The 21,560-nt window shown below is 42.7% G+C and carries 11 protein-coding genes; 10 read left to right on the top strand and 1 reads right to left on the bottom strand.

Features of this window, described 5'->3' with window-relative positions:
• Nucleotides 1–8 precede the first annotated feature (8 nt).
• Nucleotides 9–677, top strand: coding sequence for an ABC transporter ATP-binding protein (locus tag AC58QT_RS11525; RefSeq protein WP_497409105.1), 669 nt, complete (start codon nt 9–11; stop codon nt 675–677).
• Nucleotides 678–882: 205 nt separating this feature from the next.
• On the opposite strand, the gene pdxR is transcribed toward AC58QT_RS11525, so the two are convergent.
• Nucleotides 883–2,241: a MocR-like pyridoxine biosynthesis transcription factor PdxR gene (gene pdxR, locus AC58QT_RS11520; RefSeq protein ID WP_497409104.1), complete on the bottom strand. Its 1,359-nt coding sequence runs from the start codon at nt 2,239–2,241 to the stop codon at nt 883–885.
• A 166-nt stretch (nt 2,242–2,407) separates the two neighbouring features.
• Here pdxR and AC58QT_RS11515 point away from each other — a divergent pair, with 166 nt between their 5' ends.
• The 9 genes from AC58QT_RS11515 to AC58QT_RS11475 all read left to right on the top strand — a co-directional run bounded on the left by AC58QT_RS11515 (nt 2,408) and on the right by AC58QT_RS11475 (nt 21,553).
• Complete coding sequence (locus tag AC58QT_RS11515; protein ID WP_497409103.1) at nt 2,408–3,001, top strand: DJ-1/PfpI family protein; 594 nt, start codon at nt 2,408–2,410, stop codon at nt 2,999–3,001.
• A 467-nt stretch (nt 3,002–3,468) separates the two neighbouring features.
• Nucleotides 3,469–4,536, top strand: coding sequence for a glycoside hydrolase family 88 protein (locus tag AC58QT_RS11510; RefSeq protein WP_497409102.1), 1,068 nt, complete (start codon nt 3,469–3,471; stop codon nt 4,534–4,536).
• Nucleotides 4,537–4,761: 225 nt separating this feature from the next.
• The gene (locus tag AC58QT_RS11505) at nt 4,762–5,631 is read left to right on the top strand and encodes an AraC family transcriptional regulator (RefSeq protein WP_497409101.1); all 870 of its coding nucleotides are present in this window, start codon (nt 4,762–4,764) and stop codon (nt 5,629–5,631) included.
• Between the two features lie 30 nt (nt 5,632–5,661).
• Nucleotides 5,662–8,244, top strand: coding sequence for an exo-rhamnogalacturonan lyase family protein (locus AC58QT_RS11500; protein WP_497409100.1), 2,583 nt, complete (start codon nt 5,662–5,664; stop codon nt 8,242–8,244).
• A gap of 262 nt (nt 8,245–8,506) precedes the next feature.
• Nucleotides 8,507–9,466, top strand: a complete 960-nt coding sequence (locus AC58QT_RS11495; RefSeq protein ID WP_497409099.1) for an ABC transporter permease — start codon at nt 8,507–8,509, stop codon at nt 9,464–9,466.
• Nucleotides 9,467–9,478: 12 nt separating this feature from the next.
• On the top strand, nt 9,479–10,369 hold the full coding sequence (locus AC58QT_RS11490) for a carbohydrate ABC transporter permease (RefSeq protein ID WP_497409098.1): 891 nt from the start codon (nt 9,479–9,481) through the stop codon (nt 10,367–10,369).
• Nucleotides 10,370–10,412: 43 nt separating this feature from the next.
• Nucleotides 10,413–12,896 (top strand): glycosylhydrolase-like jelly roll fold domain-containing protein, encoded by a 2,484-nt coding sequence (locus tag AC58QT_RS11485; protein ID WP_497409097.1) that lies wholly within the window; start codon nt 10,413–10,415, stop codon nt 12,894–12,896.
• Nucleotides 12,897–12,966: 70 nt separating this feature from the next.
• The gene (locus tag AC58QT_RS11480) at nt 12,967–14,586 is read left to right on the top strand and encodes an extracellular solute-binding protein (RefSeq protein ID WP_497409096.1); all 1,620 of its coding nucleotides are present in this window, start codon (nt 12,967–12,969) and stop codon (nt 14,584–14,586) included.
• 172 nt (nt 14,587–14,758) lie between these two features.
• Nucleotides 14,759–21,553 (top strand): Ig-like domain-containing protein, encoded by a 6,795-nt coding sequence (locus AC58QT_RS11475; RefSeq protein ID WP_497409095.1) that lies wholly within the window; start codon nt 14,759–14,761, stop codon nt 21,551–21,553.
• The last annotated feature ends 7 nt before the right edge of the window (nt 21,554–21,560 follow it).

The raw sequence follows: 21,560 nt of genomic DNA, 5'->3' as shown, positions 1-21,560 counted from the left end.
CGAAGAAAATGACAGCCTTAATTAAGATTGAGCATGTTAGTAAGTACTACCATATGGGCGGGGAGACAATCCGCGCCCTAGATGACATTTCCCTGGACATCGCTCATGGCGAGTTTGTCGCAATTATGGGGCCGTCGGGATCGGGAAAGTCTACGTTGATGAACATCATTGGCTGTTTGGATGTGTCGGACGAAGGCCAGTACGTCCTAGATGGGAAGCAGATTCACTCCTTGAAGGGTTCGCAATTGGCTGAGATTCGGAATCGGAAGATTGGGTTTGTTTTTCAGAGCTTCAACTTGCTGCCAAGATTAAGCGCGTATGAAAATGTGGAGTTGCCGTTGATTTATCGGGGATTATCGAGAAAACAGCGAGAGCCGCTGGTTATAGAGGCTTTGGAAGCGGTGGATTTGCTGGATCGAAGGAAGCATATGCCTTCTGAGTTGTCTGGTGGACAGCAACAGCGTGTTGCAATTGCGCGAACGTTGGCAGGCGATCCGCCGATTATTTTGGCGGATGAGCCGACGGGGGCGCTGGATTCGAAGACTGGTGAGGAGATCATGGATATATTCAGTAGGTTGAACGATCAGGGGCGGACGATTATTGTGATTACGCATGATCGGCAGGTTGCGGAGCAGGCGAAGCGGGTTGTGAGGTTTCGGGATGGGCGGTTGCATTAATAGAAATAACATCGGCCTTACGATAAAATCGTAGGGCTTTAAACATTCTTTCAATAATTATGAGTAATTATCTATTTCTTTAGCCCTAGTGGATTTTGGGGAGGATACGCTTGGACTTTTGCCAAAGGGGGAATTCAATATCCTCCAAGCCCCAATTAACAGTAAAAACAAAGCTCAAAAGAGTGTCAGCTCTTTTTTTTATTTTTTACATGATTGAATTTGCCCAAGCTTTATCTAATCGCTGAACTCCGAGCTCTAACTCATTTTCATTTAGTCCACCAAATCCCAAATACAAATTGACGCGATTTTGTTTGAAACTCTGTTGAACCTCCTGTTTACCATAGATTATTACGCCTTCTTTATAAGCTGCTTCAATTAGCTGATTGCTTGTACAGTTTGCTACAACTGATAGCTCAAGGTGTAGTCCGGTGCCTTTACTCTCAATTTCAATATTGTTAGGAAAATAGCTTTGCAGCAGCCGAACAAGAGTTTCATACTTAGTACGATATACTTTTCGTAATCGTCTCACATGCCGATACCAGTGCCCGCGCGCAATAAACATTGCCATTGCCCACTGATCGATTCGAGAAGGACAAGATAACGTTTGATCGATGGACTGTAACTTAGCAAGTAATTCTGTCGGTAGAACCATATAATTTAAACGCAAAGCTGGTGTAAAGGATTTGGAAAATGTCCCGATATAGATAACTTTTCTAGTTCTATCTAAGCCTTGAAGTGAGGGAACTGGCTTTCCAAAAAGACGAAGCTCACCATCATAATCATCTTCAATAATATATCCTTGATTTACCAATGCCCATTGAAGAAGTTCAATTCGAGTTCCATAAGGCATTGGTTCGCCGTTAGGCTGGTGTGAAGGCGTTACATATAACAATTGGATGTTATTATTCTCAAGCTCTTGCTTGGTACTGTTCCCTTGGTTAATAGAAACAGGTGTTAATTGAAGACCACTTTGCTCAAACATCTCGAGTGTTTGTGCGATACCAGTTTTTTCGATTCCAAGACGATATGCTCCCTCTAGAATGTTAGTTAAAAGACGAATACTATATGCTATGCCAGAACCAATTACTATTTGATCAGGGTTACAAACAACTCCTCTTGATTGGCGCAAATATTGCGCTAGACACTCCCGCAAAACATGTTCACCTCGCGGATCACCGTACTGGTGAATATCTTGAAAATTAAATTGCAGTGCTTCACCAAGTAATGACTTCCATAGTCGAGTCGGAAAGTTATCTTTATCTACATGAAGTAGATTAAAATCAATTATGTTTGATTGCATACAAGGGTGTGATTCAGCTTGTTTAATTTGTACTTCAGAGGCTTGGGGACTTGTTAATTGGAAAATATTTGGGTTTATTACATGCAGTCCTGATCTTTCTTTGCTACAGACATACCCTTCTTCAATTAACATATTATAGGAAGTTTCAATGGTTGTTTTGCTAATCTTTAATTGTCGCTGTAAAGAGCGAATCGAGGGTAATTTCATTCCACTTGTTATATTCCCCTCAATAATTAAAGTTCGTAAATGTGAATATAGCTGCATATAGAGTGGACTCTTTTTATCGAAAATAATAGTAAGATCGATGACAAGCTCCTCCTATTTTCATCTGACCCTTAAAAAGCTATCGATTCTGTACCTTTTTATAATGACAGATATATTATAGACTTCTTCTAGGTTCTCATCAATTATTTGTGTGGAGGGATATTCAGTGAAAATCGCTTTTATTTTATTTGATGATATGACGACTTTAGATTTTTCAGGTTTTCATAATGCAGTTACTTGGTTAAAAAAGCGAAATATCTTGAATGATTTATCCTGGGATTATTGTTCAAACAAGCTTGAGGTTACGGATGACCGAGGTATGACGATTAGAGTAGATCGGATATCACCGGATCTTAGCGAGTATGATATCATTTTTATTCCTGGTGGGATTGCAACACGCACACTAATCCACGATCAGGAATTTGTGAAATGGATTAGAACAGCAAAAGGAGTTACATATAAGGTTTCTGTTTGTACGGGAGCACTTTTGCTTGGTGCCGCAGGTTTTTTAGAAGATAAACGAATAACGACGAATCCGTTAGCTTTAGATGAACTGAAGCCCTATTGTAAAGAAGTTGTCCATGCTCGTGTATTAAGAGACGGAGATGTCATCACTGGAGGGGGCATTGCGGCTTCCATAGACTTAGGCTTATACTTCGTTGAGACACTTACATCTAGTGAAATCGCACAAGATATTCAAAAGATTATGGATTACCCTTTTTACAAGAAGGGGGAGTACTCTTCAGTCAATGTTCTATAGAGTAAAGCAGTCTAATCACTAGTAAAGTGGAATAGAAGGAGACGGTCTTTAATGACTGTCTCTTTTGTATGTAGTGGTGAATTTTAAAATTATGTGGGTGTAAAAGGTTTATACAAGATAGAACATATGGGTACGGATGCCGCACATTATTCACTGGTGCCGTTTACCTACTGAAAGAAGTTTATTGTAGGAATAATTGAGTGGATATTATAACTACTAAGATACATTAACTTTTTTTAATATACTTTGGTTTTCACCAAAAGGTTGGCACAACGCAGCAGTGGACAGGAGTCTACGAGTTTAAAGTTTTTGGACAATGAGCGTAAAGTGCAAGGAGGTAGCCCTAACGGGCTATCTTCTTTAATTTTTAAAAGCAATCTCAGAACATTCCCCAGCAATCATACGAAATCAAATTCGCCTATACTGGATTCATATCTATTTCATTGAGAAAATAAGGAGAATTTGAAATGAACACTACAATACAGTTGAGTAAGATTGATGTTGAAAATGCATTTGATAAGGTATGGAAAAAGTTAAGCAGTAAGCCGCTAGATATTGGCGATGATTTGCATTACTGGGAGTGGACACCTGGTGTTGGTATGTATGGTGTGATAAAAGCGTTCGAAGGGACAAAGCAAGAGCGCTTTGCCGCATTTATTAAGCAATGGGCAGTAGACAATGCAAGCAAAATCAAGTTCGGATCGGTCAATTGGGTTGTGCCAGCTAATGTGCTTCACAGCGCTTACCAGCAGACAGGTAATGTCGCCTACTTGGAGGGCTGTAGAGAGGTTGCCGAGTGGTGTGTGAATCGTGCGCTGCGTACTACGAACGGTGGCTTTGCCCATGTGTGGGGCGAAGGCGCTGGAGGGCTAGATGATTACAAGAATCAACTCTGGATCGATACTTTGTTCATGGCAGGCGTATTCATGCTCCGCTTTGGGCTTGCCGATCAAAATGAGGCATGCATTGTCGAAGCGTTGAAGCAGTTTGATATTCATATAGAGAGCCAGTTTGATAGAGAGTTCGACCTTTTTTATCACGGCTATCATTGTTTAGACCGTAAGACACTCGGCGAGCATTGGGGACGAGGCAACGGCTGGGCTGCAGTTAGTTTGATTGAGCTACTAGGGTTGCTACAGGATCAGCCTTATGAAATTAGTGGATTTACAGAAATCTTCCAACGGCAAATGGAAAGCGCGTACCGGTTGAGAAGAGAAGAAGACGGCATGTTGCGTACGCTCCTCAGAGAAGAAACGTCGTATTTGGAAACTAGCGCATCTGCTCTTTTCGCTTATGCGGCGATGAAAGGGCAACGGCTGGGTATTTTAGACGATAAATTCCGAATCTGGGGCAAGCAGATGCTTTACGAAATCATACATTGTCATTTAAGTGAAGAAGGTGCAGTGCTACACGCCTCGGGTGGAACTGACTGTCAGGAGAAGGAAGGCTACCTGAAAGTACCGTATCAAATTAGACAATATACAAACGGCATCATGCTGATGCTGCTGACCGAGGTGCTAGAGGGTGATATGTAGACACTACTCCGAATTCGGTGTGACAACTAGGGACTGTCCATGTGGGCAGTCCTTTTGCCATGATAACAGAATACGGTTTGTCTCCTGAATTTAGTTTATTGTGTAATCGCCCTTGCCCTCGTATAGTGTTGGTAATCATTTAGAGCAATCCTGGAACATTCATAGGCAATTTCAGCCTTGGAATGTGATATATAATTAATTCGGCTGCATGAGGAGGCAAGCGATATGACGATGGAAGATGATTCACTTGAAGGGCTTCATGCACAGGCTTTCATGTTGGAACATAAAGACAAGGATAATTATCCGGTAGCGTTTCACACTCATATCGGTTATGAACTGGTTAGGGTGCAGAGCGGAGAGGCATGGGTCATTTTGGAGGATGAGGTGATCTCACTAGGACCAAACAGCTTACTACTGTTTCAGGGACATATCATTCATAAAGTTAAAAGACGGAGTGCGGCTCCTTACAAGCGAGACATTATTCACTTTCTCACTGATTTCGTCCCTGATTGGGGCGAAGGGGGGAGCGATTCTATCCGGGATCAGCTCGTACAAACTGCAGCGCCGTATTACCATCTTCGATTGTCAGAGGAGGAATCTGAAATTTGTGATCGGTTGTTAGCCGCGCTGTACAGTGAACAGAACGAACCACATTTATGGGGTTGGAGCAAAGCGATTCAATTGAATTTAATGCAATTGCTACTTCTAATATGCAGGCGGGATACCAACAAACAGGCGGAAGAGCCTGTACAGCGTTTCATCAGGCGAAGCGCGATTCCACTTGGCCAGATCATGAGTTGCTTGAATCGGTTGTGGCGTTCGCCATGCACGTTAGATACCATTGCAGACGAATTGCATATGAGCAAGTATTATTTGTGCCATTATTTTAAGCGAGAAGTCGGTATGAGCATTCAACAATATTTAATGCAACGTAAGGTCAATGAGGCCAAGCGACTGCTACTGCAAACGAATTTAACAATGAAAGAAATTGGCTTTCAGGCAGGGTTTCAGACTCCTTCACATTTCAGTAAGAAATTCAAGGAGGAACTCGCTCAAACACCAGAACAGTTTCGCAAGAAAGCACGAAAGTGGTAGCAATTTAAGGCTAAAAGGGGGACGTAAGACATGTCTGAAATGAATTTACACTGGTTAACTCCGAGAAAAGCTTTGCTATCTGCGGTGAGCTTTGGAACACCTTGGGAAAAAGGAGCACTTCTTCCGGAAGATGGTGTTCGCTTGTTGGATGAAAATGGGAATACATGGCCCATTCAGACCAGGATCAACGCTTACTGGCCGGATGGTTCTGTGAAATGGTTGCTGCATAGCTCAGTTTTAAATACTGGGCAGGGGTATCGAATTGGCAAAGGAAAGGGCGCTGCCGCCACAAAACGTCTATTGGCAAGTCAGACATCCGACGGATCGATAACCGTGGAAAGTGAACTACTATCCTGTACGATGGCGACAGGCAATGATCTGATTTCGTCCTTAACTCGCAAATCTGAGAGCCAAGGGCCTCTTTCTGCCCAGTTAATCTCCTTCATAGAAAATAGAGACGAGCAGGAGGATGCTGAGACTGTAACTATTCATAAATTGATTGGAGTTACGGAACGCATAACCTTGGAAGAGAGCGGCCCTTTGAGAGCTGTTGTAAAAGCTGAAGGGAGTCACACGTACATGAAAGGCGGTATGCAACGCTTTCCTTTTACGATCCGAGTCTACTTCTATGCCGACAGCGATGAAGTCCGAATTGTGCATAGTTTTATTTATAATGGAGACGAGAATAGTGATTTCCTAAAGGGGATTGCAGTGCAATTTCACGTGCAAGCTGGTGGGGAGTTATGGAACCGCCATGTTGGTTTTACTGGAGATACTGGCATGTTTTATGAAGCCGTACAGCCGATTTATTTAGGAAAAGATCTTCATCCACTTTATAAAAAACAACAGATAGCCGGACAATTTATCAACATTGATCCGGAAATTGATGCGAAGCTGATGGAGCACGCGAGGGACAATGCATATTGGGGAAGCTTCCAACTGCAACAAGATTCTTGTGATCAGTATAGTATTGTAAAAAGGACGAAGTCCGGTTGTGCCTATATTCCTGCGGTGCAAGGCAATCGCTCCAAGGGAGCAGTATTTTTTGGCAGCGAGCGGATGATAGTAGCAGTAGGGGTTAAAGACTTTTGGCAAAAATGTCCGATGGCTCTTGAAGTCACTGGTGCTGAAGGCGAACAGCCCGTCATAACGGTTTGGCTGCGGAGCAAGAACGTTGAAGCTTATGATTTTAGAGCATACGATACGGTTTCGCACCAGTACTCATATGGCGATCTGGATAATCATCCGCAAGGTATTGCTAATACGAATGAGATGGTGCTCAAGCTGTTCGATTGCATGCCCGGCAAGCAAGCAATTTTGAATTTTGCCGAGGATGTGCAAACGGACGCCTTGTTGATTACAGACTTAAATGTCTATGAAGAAACGAACGTTTTTGGCACCTACTGGTGCCAGCCGAAGGACGAACGTTATCGGACGGAAGCGAACGAGCAAGCGGTGCTAGGTTTTATAGATTTTTATCGACAAGAAGTTGAGCAGCGCAAATGGTACGGCTTCTGGGATTATGGTGATGTGATGCACACGTATGATCCAGTGCGTCATTGCTGGCTCTATGATGTGGGAGGCTATGCTTGGCAAAATACAGAGCTGTGTAACACGTATGTTAACTGGTTGGCATTTCTGCGAACTGGCGATTATAGTATCTTTCGTTTTGCCCGAGCCATGACGCGCCATACGAGTGAGGTGGACACCTATCACTTAGGCAAATACGCGATGCTCGGCAGCCGCCACAATGTACGCCACTGGGGTTGCAAATGGAAAGAAGTAAGGATTTCGATGGCTGGCCATCACCGGTTCTTTTATTATTTAACCGGGGATGAGAGGGTCGGGGATATCATGGATTTTGTTAAGGATTCCGATATGGCAAGGCGAGATGATCAGATTGAAGATGAGCTGGGAAGAATTGAAGCGCGTACGGGGCCGGACTGGTCTTCCTTCGTGTCCAACTGGATGACGCGTTGGGAGCGATTCCAGGATACGGTGTATCGGGATAAAATTTTGACAGGAATTCGTAGCCTTAAGAAGGCGCCTAATCGGTTATCATCTGGTTCTCATTTTCTGTACAATCAACAAACCAGCGAAATGGGCTACATTGGGGAAGGGACCTACCAGTATCACATGGTCGTCTGTTTCGGTGCACCGGAAATTTGGTTCGAGCTAGCAGATCTAATTGAAGATGAAGAGTTTAATGATATGCTTGCGCAGTTCGGTAATTACTATGCTATGACGCCGGAGCAGAGGAAAGAAGCTTCACATGGCCTATTCAATGAGGACAATGATGATGCATGGAGAGGTGAGCGATATGCTATCCGAATGTTCGCATATGCCGGTTACTGGTATTGCAATCCAGGGCGAATGCAACAAGCGTTAGAGATGCTGAGCCAAGCGGCTGATCCGAGTTCGAACACTCCAGGTCGATTTGACGCAGGTGGCAAACTTGTGTACACGACTGTCCCCGATACGGAGTATGTGCGTCCCATCAGGGAAGTGGAACACGCCAATACCAATGGCATTTCGCAATGGAGTCTGAATTATATTGAAACAGCTAGGTTGCAAGAGATGCTTGGAGATGGTGTTTCAAAAGGACTTATATAAACAAATTCAGTGGAGGTGGGCTTTCTGGCTCTCCTCCATTTATTGTTATCAAACCTTATTCCATTGACTAACCTATTTCCGTTTTTGTTTCTAAAAACCCTGTTACATCAAGGTTTCGGAAATCAGTTTACCTTCTGAAATTAGTTTGTTGTGCAGTTGGCATTGTACCTCGTATAGTGTGGTTAATCACCTGAAGCAAGGTGGATAGGAAGAGCAGCGGAGTTTATGGCTGCGTGGAGACATACAGAAAGAAGGGAAGCACATGGACCAAAGTGTTACACAAACGAAATCACAGCCTTCCATGCAGGCGACCGTAAAGCGCCGGCGCATAGCGGGATTTGTAAGGGATTACCAATTGTATTTACTCATGATTCTGCCAATTGCGTATTTCATTTTATTTAAGTATGTGCCTATGTACGGCGCTGCGATTGCGTTTCAGAACTATAGTATTTTTGAAGGAGTTACGGGAAGTGAATGGGTAGGTTTTGAAAATTTTCGTCAGTTGTTTGGGATGAGCCAGTTTTATCAAGTAGTGCGCAACACGTTGATGTTGAATTTTTTGGATTTATTGTTTTCGTTCCCTGCACCAATTATTCTTGCGCTATTGCTTAATGAGCTTAGAGTTGTCTGGTTTAAAAAGGTTTCCCAGACCATACTGTATTTGCCTCACTTTATTTCGTGGATTATTATTGGTGGTCTTGTTTATCAAATTTTTTCCACAAAAACCGGACTTGCAAACATTTTGCTTAAGAGTTTAGGTTTCGAGGCAGTTCCTTTTTTAACTGAAAAAATGAACTGGTTATTTGTATATCTTGGAACTGGGGTTTGGCAGAGTGCAGGGTGGGGAACCATCATTTACTTAGCGGCTTTGACGGGCATAAATAAAGAGCTCTATGAAGCGGCTGATGTTGATGGCGCTGGAAGGTGGAAGAAAATGTGGCATATTACCTTGCCGGGAATTAGGTCAACAATCGTGGTTCTGCTGATTGTGCAGATTGGTCATATCATGACTATTGGTTTCGAGCGGCCATTTGTAATGAGCAATTCACTCGTAATGGACTATGCAGAAGTGATCTCAACATTTGTGTATAAAGCAGGTCTAAGATCAGCTCAGTTCTCTCTCGCAACGGCAATGGGCTTATTCCAAGCACTGGTAGGACTCGTATTCGTTGTTGCAGCTAATATGATCGCCAAGCGCTCTGGTGAACAAGGATTATGGTAGGAGGAAAGCAACATGAAGAATGGGATTGTACTTAGAAAAACAAATCGCTTTCGGGTTTCCGACGCGATCATTATGCTAGTAATCGGTGTTGTACTTTTGTTTTGTCTGTTGCCATTTCTACACATCATAGCAATCTCACTCAGCTCGAAACATGCGATATTATCTGATATGGTGACGATTTTTCCAAGGGAGCTGGATTTTCACTCCTATAGCGTTGTGTTTCAAGATTCGAGAATGTTGCGGTCCATGGTGCTGACGATTTTATTGACAGTCATCTATACTGCCGTGAGTATGATTATGAGCATATGTGCAGCATACCCGTTAACCAAAGAAGGTCTAAGAGGGAGAAAAGTGTTCATGATGCTCATCGTGTTCACGATGTTTTTCAGCGGCGGATTAATTCCTGAGTACTTACTGGTGAAACAGCTTGGGATGCTGGATAGCTTATCATCTTTGATCGTTCCAGGTATGATCTCGGCGTTTAATCTGATTATTTTGCGGACTTTTTTCTCCTCTATACCGGCTAGTCTGGAGGAATCAGCCTATCTGGATGGAAGTTCCCACATTGGAACGCTCATTCGTATTGTTTTGCCACTTTCGATGCCAGCGTTGGCAACATTAAGTTTATTTTATGCAGTAGGTAGATGGAATGGTTTCTTGGATGCGTTATTTTATATCACCAACGCGGAGTTGTATCCGCTGCAACTAAAGTTGTATCAGGTAGTTGTGAATAGCCAGTTAACGGATTTGACTGCGCAAGAAGGCGCCTCACAAATCGAGTCCGTGCCCGAAAGCCTAAAAGCAGCGAGCATCATGTTCGCGACTATGCCAATTCTAATTGTATATCCGTGGCTGCAACGGTATTTTGTTTCCGGCGTGATGATTGGAGCGGTAAAGGGTTGAAAATGAAAATGAAAAAAAATGATTGGGAAGGAGGTAGTTAAATATGTTGGAAAGCTTGAAAGAGGAATTTATAAATACTCCTAAAGATTTCGGTCCTATTCCCTTTTGGTTCTGGAATGACGAATTGTCGGAGAAAGAACTCATAAGACAACTACATGATTTCCATGCCAAAGAAATCAGTGGTGTAGTGATTCATCCGCGTATGGGATTATCTCATGAGACGCCATATTTATCGGATTCATATATGGCATTGGTTAAGATCGTTGTTGCCGAGGCAGCAAAATTAGGAATGTCTATTATTTTATATGACGAGGGTATGTATCCATCTGGTTCTGCTTGTGGACTTGTGGTAAAGCAGAATCCTGATTTCGCTAGCCGCGGCTTGAGAATGGAAGAATATTCAAGCGGGAGTCAAGGCATTGACATTCCCGTTGTGTGTTCCCCCGGTGAAGTGATTGTTGCTGCATTAGCCGTATGCAAAATTTCAAAAAATATGATTGCTCATGAGCGAACAATTAATCTTAGTTTTACCAATGATTGGCTGTCCTATGTTCCTTCAGATGACGGGGATTGGTCAGTACTCTTATTCATTGAAACTAATTCACAGGGAACGATTCGAGGAGTGCATTTTGGGCAAGATGATGGAGAGCCTGATGCTCCGCTAGCAGCAGACTTATTAAATCCTGAAGCAGTTCAAGCATTTATATCTATTACGCATGAGCGTTATTATAACTGGCTTACAGAGGACTTCGGGAGTACAGTTATTGCTTTCTTTACCGACGAGCCTGATTTACTAGGTCGCGGGCACTTACCGGGGTTAAAACCATGGACAAGTGGGTTTTTAGAAGAATTTCTTGCTGGAGGAAACGCCTTGAACGATCTTCCTCTGCTTTGGTTCGATGCTGGGGAAAACGCACGGCGCATTCGCAGTACGTTCGACGCGACAGTGAGGAAGCGACTTGCCCGAACGTATTACAAACAACTTGCTGGTTGGTGCGAAGAACATGGAATTGGACTAACCGGCCACCCAGCAGCTAGTGATGATATAGGTTTATTAGAGCATTTCCATATCCCTGGTCAAGATGTAGTTTGGCGTTTTATTGCGCCAGAAGAAGGTAAAGCTTTAACGGGGCCGCACAGCACGATGGGCAAATGCTCGTCAGATGCAGCGCGCCATCGAGGGCGTAGAAGGAATTTAAATGAATGTTTTGGTGTTTGCGGCAAAGAAAGTGGTTGGGCGCTTAGTGCCGACAATATGAAGTGGTATTTGGACTGGCTTTTTGTTCGAGGAGTAAATTTAATTGTGCCCCATGCCTTCTATTACTCGATACAAGGTGAACGTCGAAACGAGCGACCACCAGATGTAGGACCTAATAATATTTGGTGGCCAGTCTATAGTTCTTTTGCAAAGTATATGAAACGAATGAGTTGGTTGATGACGGATAGCATCAACTTAGCGGAGGTAGCTGTGCTTGCACATGCAAATAAGTTGCCTTGGCGAATCGTTAAACCATTGTATGAAAACCAGTTGGAATTTAATTACCTTGAAGAAGAACTGCTTCTTTTGTGTAGCGTGGAGAATGGAATAATTCGATTGGAGAGTCAGCGTTACAAGGCTGTTCTTATCGAGAATTCAGGCACGTTTGATCCACTAACAGTACGATGGCTTGAGGCGTATGCGGAACAAGGCGGGCTTGTTTTTGAAATGTCAGACACTGGTATACAAATCGTGAATATAGGTCAGGTAGTTGTGGATCAGGAGAGCGAGTTGGTAGAAAAACTCACGTATCGTTTCCAAAGGAACAAATTACTGCACCCAGCTTGCTCGGACATTCGCATTAGCCAGATTATAAAAGATGACGTGATTTTTTACGTAATCGTTAATGAAGGGGAAATGACTTATTCGGGGGAGTTGCATACGGAACTTTTCGGACACGCGGAACTGTGGGATCCATGGACAGGTGATATTAGCGCTGGAACTACTACGATAATGAATAATGGATGTCGAACTATTGCGTTCTCCATTGCGAGAAGAGGAAGCTTGATTATAGCAATTGATCCAATGAAGGAAGCTGTTCATAGTACCGAACTACACCAACAATTGGATTACCTGAGTGAACAAATAAGTATCTCTGGAAGCTGGGAAGTACAAGGCGAACTGATTAATGGGGAGATAGTCGATCTTCAGTCATGGACAGAATATGAAGGTATGAGCCAATATTCCGGTACAATGACGTATTCTACAAACTTTGAACTCAATGAAAATGTAGAGGATTCTCTGGTTAAACTAAATCTTGGAGAAGTTCATGAGTTGGCTACAGTTTGGGTAAATGGGATAAATGCGGGTACGTGTATGTGGAAGCCGTACCAAATAGATATACGCCATATGGTTAGAATAGGCATAAATACGCTGCGAATCGAAGTTGTTAACAGTTTGGCTAACCGTTATGATGGGTTATCGTTACCATCTGGTTTACTTGGCCCAGTAACGATTCAGCATCTAAGTAAATTGGAAAAAGCAAAATAACATTTTCATTTGGTTTTTACCCCGAATATGGGGATGAACATAAAAACAAACATGTAAAGGGGAATTATCTATGAAAGCATTGCAAAGTAAAGTACTAGGAGCTTCTTCTGCATTAATTCTGTTAGCAGGTATTTTGTCGGCTTGTTCCAGCAGTTCCAATGAAGCTTCCTCCAGTCCAGCCTCAAGTGCTGCTGCGACGAGCAGTGTAAGTAAAGAGCCAGTCACTCTAAAAGTTGAAGTATTTGATCGTGGAAATGCACCTGCAGGGGCAGGTCCAGTTGATAACAACTACTGGACACAATGGATTCAGAAGAATTTCGGCGATCCGAATAACATCAAGCTACAATTCGTTCCAGTTCCTCGTAACCAGGAAGTAGATAAATTAAATGTTCTGATGGCTTCTGGAGATGCTCCAGACATCGTATTCACTTACGATACAACAACAATTAATAATTATGTGAAAAGTGGCGGTTTAACCGATCTTTCCCAAGTGTTAGATCAGAATGGGCCAAATCTAAAGAAATTCCTTGGAGACGATGTATTAAAGTATGGCGTATTCAGTGGAAAACAATATACGATTCCAGGTAAGAGAACGCTTCAATTTACGCAATCTTCTTACATCCGTAAAGATTGGTTGGATAAACTGGGCATGCCTGTACCGAAGACAACAGATGAATTTTATAAAACATTGAAAGCGTTTAAGGAGAAGGATCCAGGTCAAACTGGAGGTAAAGTAATTCCATACGATTTTAGTGCGTTTGACAGCAATGGTATTACTTCATCTTTTGTTCTTATGAATTCATTTGAGACAAAAGTTTCTGAGGAAGATAACTATGCACTATCCACTTCGAACTTTATTCCGGAATTGACTAAACCCGGATTTAAAGAAGGCGTACAATATATGAACAAACTAAATGCAGAAGGACTAATAAATCCTGACTTTGCTCTTGATAAAGACGAAAAGAGTTTCCAGAAAGATGTATCCAACGGATTAGTCGGTTCATTTACAGCACTGGCTGCACATAATAACCTGATGGGGAATGGTCAGGTGTTCGATACACTTAAGAAGAATGTGCCAGGTGCAGAGTACGTTGCGATGGATCCGTTCTTAAACGCCGATGGTAAGGCTATTAAGTCGATCTATGATCCAATTGGTGCCTATATTATGATTCCAAAAACAAGTAAACGTGCTGTTGAAGCAATTAAGTATTTAGACTGGATGTCCAAATCAGATGTATTATTCACCCTGCAGAATGGTTTAGAAGGTCAGCACTATACGCTGGAGAATGGTTTCCCAAAAGCGATTACAACGGATGAAGCGAAGAAAACTTTCTACAATAACTCCGATATTGCAATTATTTCCAATGGTAAAGATTTTGGTTCAAAGGATAAGAACATTGAAGCAGCAACAATTCAATATCCGAATTATAAAGAATTAGCAAAACAAACAATCCTTAACGGATTAAAAGATGGTTTCACGCTACCGCGTTTTGACCGTCCAATTGATTCCGAAATTAAGTTTGGTAAAACGCTTAAAGATAAAGGAAATGAAATTGTCGTAAAGAGTATCATGGCTAAACCTGCGGATTTTGCTAAAACCTATGAAGCTGGTGTTCAAGAATATCTGAAAATTGGTGGTCAGACAGTCATTGATGAGCGTAGAACGGCTTACAAAGAAATGAAAAAATAATAAGAAGCAAGAGAAGCCCCTTTTCTAAATAGGGGTTTCTCTCTATCTTCTATTCGCAAAGTGTGATTACTTTACAAAATGCAAGCGATTACAAAGAAGGTGTGGATTAAACTTCCTTATATTAATGGGATAACATGACTAATTGAAATATTTAATGAAAGGAGATGTATCTATGCTAAAAAAGATAATTTCGTGTTTGCTCAGTGTATTAATACTATTTTTAATTGTATCTACGGGACCAGCTGCGATTGCAGATGCTCAGGAAGATGTAGGGGGAGGAAACTTAGGTTTTGAATCTAATTTTGACGAGTGGAACGTAAGTGGTAATGTTACGATACAATCTACAGGTGGAAAAAGCGGCAATTATGCTCTAATGAAATCCGGTTCTTTTTTAAGCAAGACAGTCAAAGGGATTCCCCAAGGCAGTTATACTGTTAGCATGTGGGTAAAAGGTGCGACTAGCGGTAACTCTGCAAAATTATCGTTAAAGGATACAGGCGGCCCTGATTCCGTCCTTAAAGTGGATACATTTTTAGACGCGAATACATGGCGGCAAATTGCTCATAGAAATGTACTAGTTTATAACGGGCAAATGAGCATCAATATTAATGCGGGAACGTCAAGCGGGCTGCAGATTGATGAGGTTACCATCACGCTTGATTCTAATGATAATAATCCGGTGAAAAACTGGAATTTTGAAGGAGGACTTCAAGACTGGGTCACCAAAGGCGGAGTAAATCTCGACACAGCGAATGCCGATACAGGCGTGAATGCAGTCAAGCTGGCGGATCAAGCTGAAGTTAGTCAAAAGGTGACAGTAAAGCCAGATACAGACTATATTGCTTCGGTTCGCATGAAAGTAGACAAGCAAGACACGTATAAATCAACCCAACAATACAATCTAAGTAACACAAGTGTGTTAGGTCTTTTGGTTGAAAGGTTAACACTCGGTAATCGTGTTAACCTTGGTGTAAGAGGATTGGACGGGGTAGTTCTTCGTCAGGCTCCTGCGAGTACCGAGGGGTACGCACTGGTCACTATAGCGTTCCACACGGGCATGAATCAGACAGAGGTTGAATTGTATGCAAACACAATATTTGATCAAAACTATGTCAAATCTGTCACCGTACATGAAAATAAAGATACTGAACATCCTTATCCAAATGGGTGGCAAAGGCCCAAATATGACGAAATTGACAACATCAACCCTGCAGACGGATGGGCATCTAATGGTAACCAGTTTGCTTATGTTGACAATCTAAATGTGTTCGAAGTATCCAATGATTACATTAAAGGCGCAGACATGTCATTTCTTCAGGCTATTGAGGATTCTGGAGGCAAATATTTCGCAAATGGTGTGCAGCAAGATGCCTTGAGAATTCTTTCGAACCATGGTGTCAATTCCATATTGACAATGTTATGGGTACGGTCTGGAAATCCGATTTACGACTGGTATTCTTTAACGCCATTAACAACCTCTACCCTAGGTTACGATGGAGAGACGGTTACTGGACGGCAAACGATACCTGGATATTTTGATAAAAAACATAGTGTTGCCATTGGCAAACGAGCTACCGAATTAAATATGACGTATACGCCTAGTTTTCACTATAGCGATACGTGGATCAGTGCGGCCAAGGCCCACATGCCGTATGAATGGATTGAAAAAGATTACAATGGGAAGCTGTCGAACCCTGATATCCAGATGCTTGAATCAGCCGTTTATAACTATGTCCATGATACCCTTTCTGATATGAAGTCAGAAGGTGTCAATGTCATCTCCGTTAAAAACGGAAATGAGCAAGATGGAGGACTCGTATTCCCAGTTGCCTTAGGTTCAAATTATACGCAGCATGCTGCGATCATAACCTCTTCAGAGCGAGCGGCAAAAGAAATTTATCCAGGCGCAATTAACACCATACACACGAATACGGGATACGATCCTGCGCAAATTTCGGGCTTTTTCCAGGCTTTTGCAAATCGTGGAGCAGAATTTGACGGGATGGCTTTTTCACTCTATGGAGGACGTGAAACTACAGGTCAATTTACAATGATGAAGACTGCCATGCAAAATAGTGCGACAAAATACTATGATTATATAAACGTAGAAACAGGTTTCTCATTTACGACTTCCTCTACAACTGGTGACACAGAGAGTACCATGGGATTGTCGCAGTATTACAGTGCGGGCACGCCAAATGGACAGTACAACTTCTTGCTGGATTATATGCAGGCTCCTCTTGATATACCGAATCCTTATGGCACTACAAGAGGGTTTTACTACTGGAACACAGAGTCATTAGCCATCTACGGAACAGGTGCTAAGGCAGGAGAAGGTGCAGGACCTAGCAAGCGTAGCATGTTTAACAATGGAACAGAAAGCATTAAGGAAATGGGCAGCACGCAAAGCGGTAAATCCGGCGATATGATGGATAGTATGTATGCCTACTTAATCAGAGGGTATGCCAAGAAAGCGTCGGATACCGTCTATAATCCATTACGATACACCGGAGTCAATTATGATGTTGGCGAAGCTACCAGTCTCTCTTTTGTAACTGACAATGTGTCTCTGGCAGTTGGTAAAGTAAGTCGTTTGCAACCTACCATCGCTCCAATGGATAAATTACTCACCGAGTATAAGATTCACTACAGTTCCAACAATTCAAGTGTGGCCGAGGTCTCCGACGCTGGTTTTGTAATAGGCAGATCTGCAGGTACAGCCATCATCACTGCAACCATAGGGACGATCACAACTACTGTAAATGTGACAGTTACTAATGCAGCTACGACAAGCGGTATGACGATTACCTATGACATCCTAAGAGGCGGAATCAGTGTTGGTACAGGTACTGTAACACAGGGAAGTACAATTAACGCGAAACCTTTTGATAAGATTAAATTTAAAAGTGCTGTTTCGGGTACACCAACAAATAAGGAAGTTATCTATAAGGTATCTGATCCTAAAATTGCATGGTGGTATGGCGATACATTGGAAACCGATGACAATACCATGCGTACACTTTCGGATAAGCTTTCTACCGCTAATTATGAGCCTATTGTACAGCTTAATCCGGTAAAAGGCGGAGTGGCAGCGATTACTGCTGCATCAGAAGATGGCGCGATCAGTGTGAATTTCAATGTGGCAGTAACACAAATCGATGTTACCGGCATATCCATTAATGGTGGGAATCGTTCAGTTCTTGCGGGTAAGAGTTTGCAGCTTACTTCTGCTATAACACCTAATGATGCGTCTTTTTACAAAGTAACTTGGAGCAGTGATGACGAAAGTGTTGCTAAAGTGGATTCCACCGGTTTGATTACCGCAATTAAACCAGGCATCACAACAATTCGAATTGTATCTGATTCAAATTCCGTAATAACAGCTTCCATAACGCTTACGGTAACTGAAGTACTTGTTGAAAAATTGCTGCTCTCAAACAGCAAGATAGGGCTTCCCGTTGGAAGCAGTAAGGCACTCGTCTATTTAGCGCAACCAGATAATGCAGTGAATAAAACTGTGGTCTGGAGTGTGAAACAAGGAGACGAGGGCATTATATCTGTAGACCAGCATGGAGTGGTAACAGGGCTACAGGCTGGTACCGGAACTGTTGTTATCACTTCGGCCGATGCTAGTCATGTGACTGCTGAATGTATTGTAAAAGTGGTGGAAGGTTCAATAGCTGCAACGAGTATGAACCTATCAAAAAATGAGTTATGGATTAAATCCAATTATTTCTCTCCCGATTCAGCTGTAAGAGGAGATAGCAAACCTGTAAATAAGCTAGAAGCCATATTTTTACCAGAGGAATCCACGAATACAGAAGTCATTTGGTCATCGAACAATGATGCGGTTGCATCTGTAGATGCAAATGGAATAATCACAGCACATAAGACAGGTATAGCCGTGATTACTGCTACATCTAAAGATGGAGGTTTTACGGATAAAGCGACCATCTATGTACCTCAAATAAGTGAAGACTGGGAAAACTATAGCTTAGCGTCCAAAGGTGGATTTACAGATGGCAACACTTTTACTTATCAAGTTGTCGACATAGCTGGGAATAAAAAACTTCAGGCTGCTGTAAGCAGTAAGGCTGGATCTGCGACTTCTCTAAGCCGTAGGACATTTACTCCAGTAAGTGACGACAAAGTGGTTGTCGATTTTGACTGGAATGTAGGTTCATTTACAGCAGATAACCGTTACAGAGGCGGAAATATTTCAATAGAGGATACAAATGGAAATACTTATCTGGCATTAGCCACATTCCCGGCACCAACTGCTGGAGCCAATAAAGATATCTACCCTGAAATGACGTATTATTATCATAAAGGTAATAATTCAACGGCATTTCCCACAAAGACTAGTGTCCCAGCGGGAAATGGTACCGTAAATGGAGATTTTAACTACATCCATGGTGGTTTTACTGGGACAAGTGGTGCAGTCGGGAGTTATTCAGATGCGAAAGATGTGGGTATAGGCTTTAAAGGAGCAAACAAAACTTATAATGTTAGGGTCAATCTGGATTTTAAAAACAAAAAGATCAGCTTTACAGTGACAGATAAAAGTGACCCAAACATAACATCCACGGTTTCGGATTTAGCAATGGATTCCCGTATTAGTTATTCAAATAGCCTCGGAGCAATCGCATTTTCACATTATTTCAACTCTGTTGCGTCATGGACAACGAATATTGATAATTTGGCTGTCTATCCGACAACAATTAAGCCAGAGAAGATTAATTTTGATGTGGAAGCTATTAACGTGAACGCGAGTCAAGGAATTAAGCTGGTACCAGTAAAAGATGCTTTGAGTTCTACAGCGAAGATTAATGCACGTGTGGTTCCAACAGTAGCGAATCAGAATGTGGTATTCACGCCGCTAGGTGATTTAGCGGGGGTTGTATCTGTAGATGCAAATGGGATCATAGCCTTAAATCCCACTTCAATGGTGAACTACGGAAATTATGAAGCTATTCAAAGTGCTAGTGGGTACATTCAAGTTGCTTCCGTCAGCTCTCCTGGCGTATACACCGATGTTAAAGTAACAGTAGGTAGTCCCAATGCGTCTGAAATTCTCCAAGAATTTGTGGACGGAGAGGAGTATCTCGGGCCTGTGACACTTGCACCAAATGCAACTCCTAAGTTAACTTTTGCTGCCACTGGTGGAGATGGAGTTTCAGATATTTATTCATATAATTGGCAGGTTACTTCCGGTAATGCCCAAATTGATGCCAATGGTAAGTTATCTGCGTTGGCACCTGGAAATGTCACCGTTACATTTACAATTGATTTGTTCCGGAAGCAAGAAGTTAGAACGCTAGAATTTCATTTTGTAGACCAAACGACCTATCAAGTTATTTATGACGCGAACGGTGGCTCAGGAGTACCACCAGTTGAAACGGATAAAGCAGCTGATGAAACTTTTGCTGCAGCAGAAGTTGATGGAATTACAGCACCACAAGGTAAGCGGTTTAAAGAATGGAATACTGAGCTAAACGGAAATGGTACTGCTTTTGCTGCAGGTGACATCGTGACGATGCCGGCTGCAAAACTGACGCTATATGCGATTTGGCAATTGGCAAACGTCATCACACTTCCTTCCGTGCCGCAGAATGTGAGTGCGACGGCAGCAAGTGCGAGTTCAATCGTAGTGGGATGGAATCCTATTGGTGATGCTGTCAGCTACGACGTATATCGCTCCAATGCGGAGAGCGGCACGTATACGAAGCAGAATGCATCGCCTGTGGCAACGACGGCTTTTACAGACAATGGGCTTTCAGCATCAACGACTTACTACTACAAGGTGTCAGCAGTTAATGCTGGGGGTGAATCGGTGCAATCTACTTCAGCATCTGCGACAACAAGTGCAGTTCCGCCAGTTATAGTGGCTGTAACAGGTGTGACAGTAGCGCCGACGGCAAAAACACTGACGGTTGGCGGAACTTCACAGCTGACGGCTGCTATAGCGCCAATTAATGCAACAAATTCAGCAGTGAGCTGGAGTTCGAGTGACGCGACTGTAGCTAACGTAAGTTCGAATGGTTTAGTCACGGCATTAAAAGCAGGCACGGCTGTGATTACGGTGACAACCGCAGAGAGCTCGTTCACAGCGATAGCTGTAGTAACGGTTGTTGCAGCACCACCTGTAAATACGACGGCGTATTCTTTAACAGGACCAAGCGCTGTGAATGTTGAGCAATCATTCCAATTAACATACGGTTTGTCCAATGTAACAGGAATTGTTTATGCTAAATCGGTCACGGTGAACTACGATCCTGCTGTACTGGAATTCGTGGATAAGAGCTCTCTATTAAATGGCTTTATGGTTGTAGGAAGCACGACAGCCCCAGGCATTGTGAAAATCATAGAAGCGAACACCGGATCTACTAGTCCAGTTACGGGTACGTTGGATATACTCGCACTTACCTTCAAAGCGCTAGCCCCATCGGTGAGTACTAATGTGTATATGACAGGTATCGTACTGGGGGATCAGCTCGGCAATGAACTTACCGTAGCAAGTGGTAGCGGAACTGGTCATTGGCTGACAGTTGCAACACCTGTTCAGATCAACAAATCTGCGCTCGCTTCAATGGTTACTAAAGTGAGTTCAGCCTTAGCCAAGGCCAAGGTATTAAATACTGCATCTCCGCGTTATGGTTACTACCCGCAAAGTGCGATAGATGCGATTAACGTCTCGCTAGCTGCAGCGAATACAGTTCTAGCTCTTGACTCAGCAACACAAATCCAAGTCGATACTGCTGCTGCGACGCTTACGCAGGCTTTAACACAGTTCCTAGGGACTGCCAGCCAGTCAGCTGGTGTTGGTGATTTGGCGATTATTGCAGCCAACTATCATGCAAACAGCAACCATGCGAATTGGCAGATACTCCGACTATATGATCTAAATAATGACGAGAAGTTGGATCTCTTCGACCTTGTCTCCATGGCTCAAAGAATTCTGAACTAATACTATT

This window comes from Paenibacillus sp. J31R109 (assembly GCF_059692055.1).
Note: the sequence above shows the minus strand (reverse complement) of the source record. Positions and strands in the feature narration are given on the sequence as shown.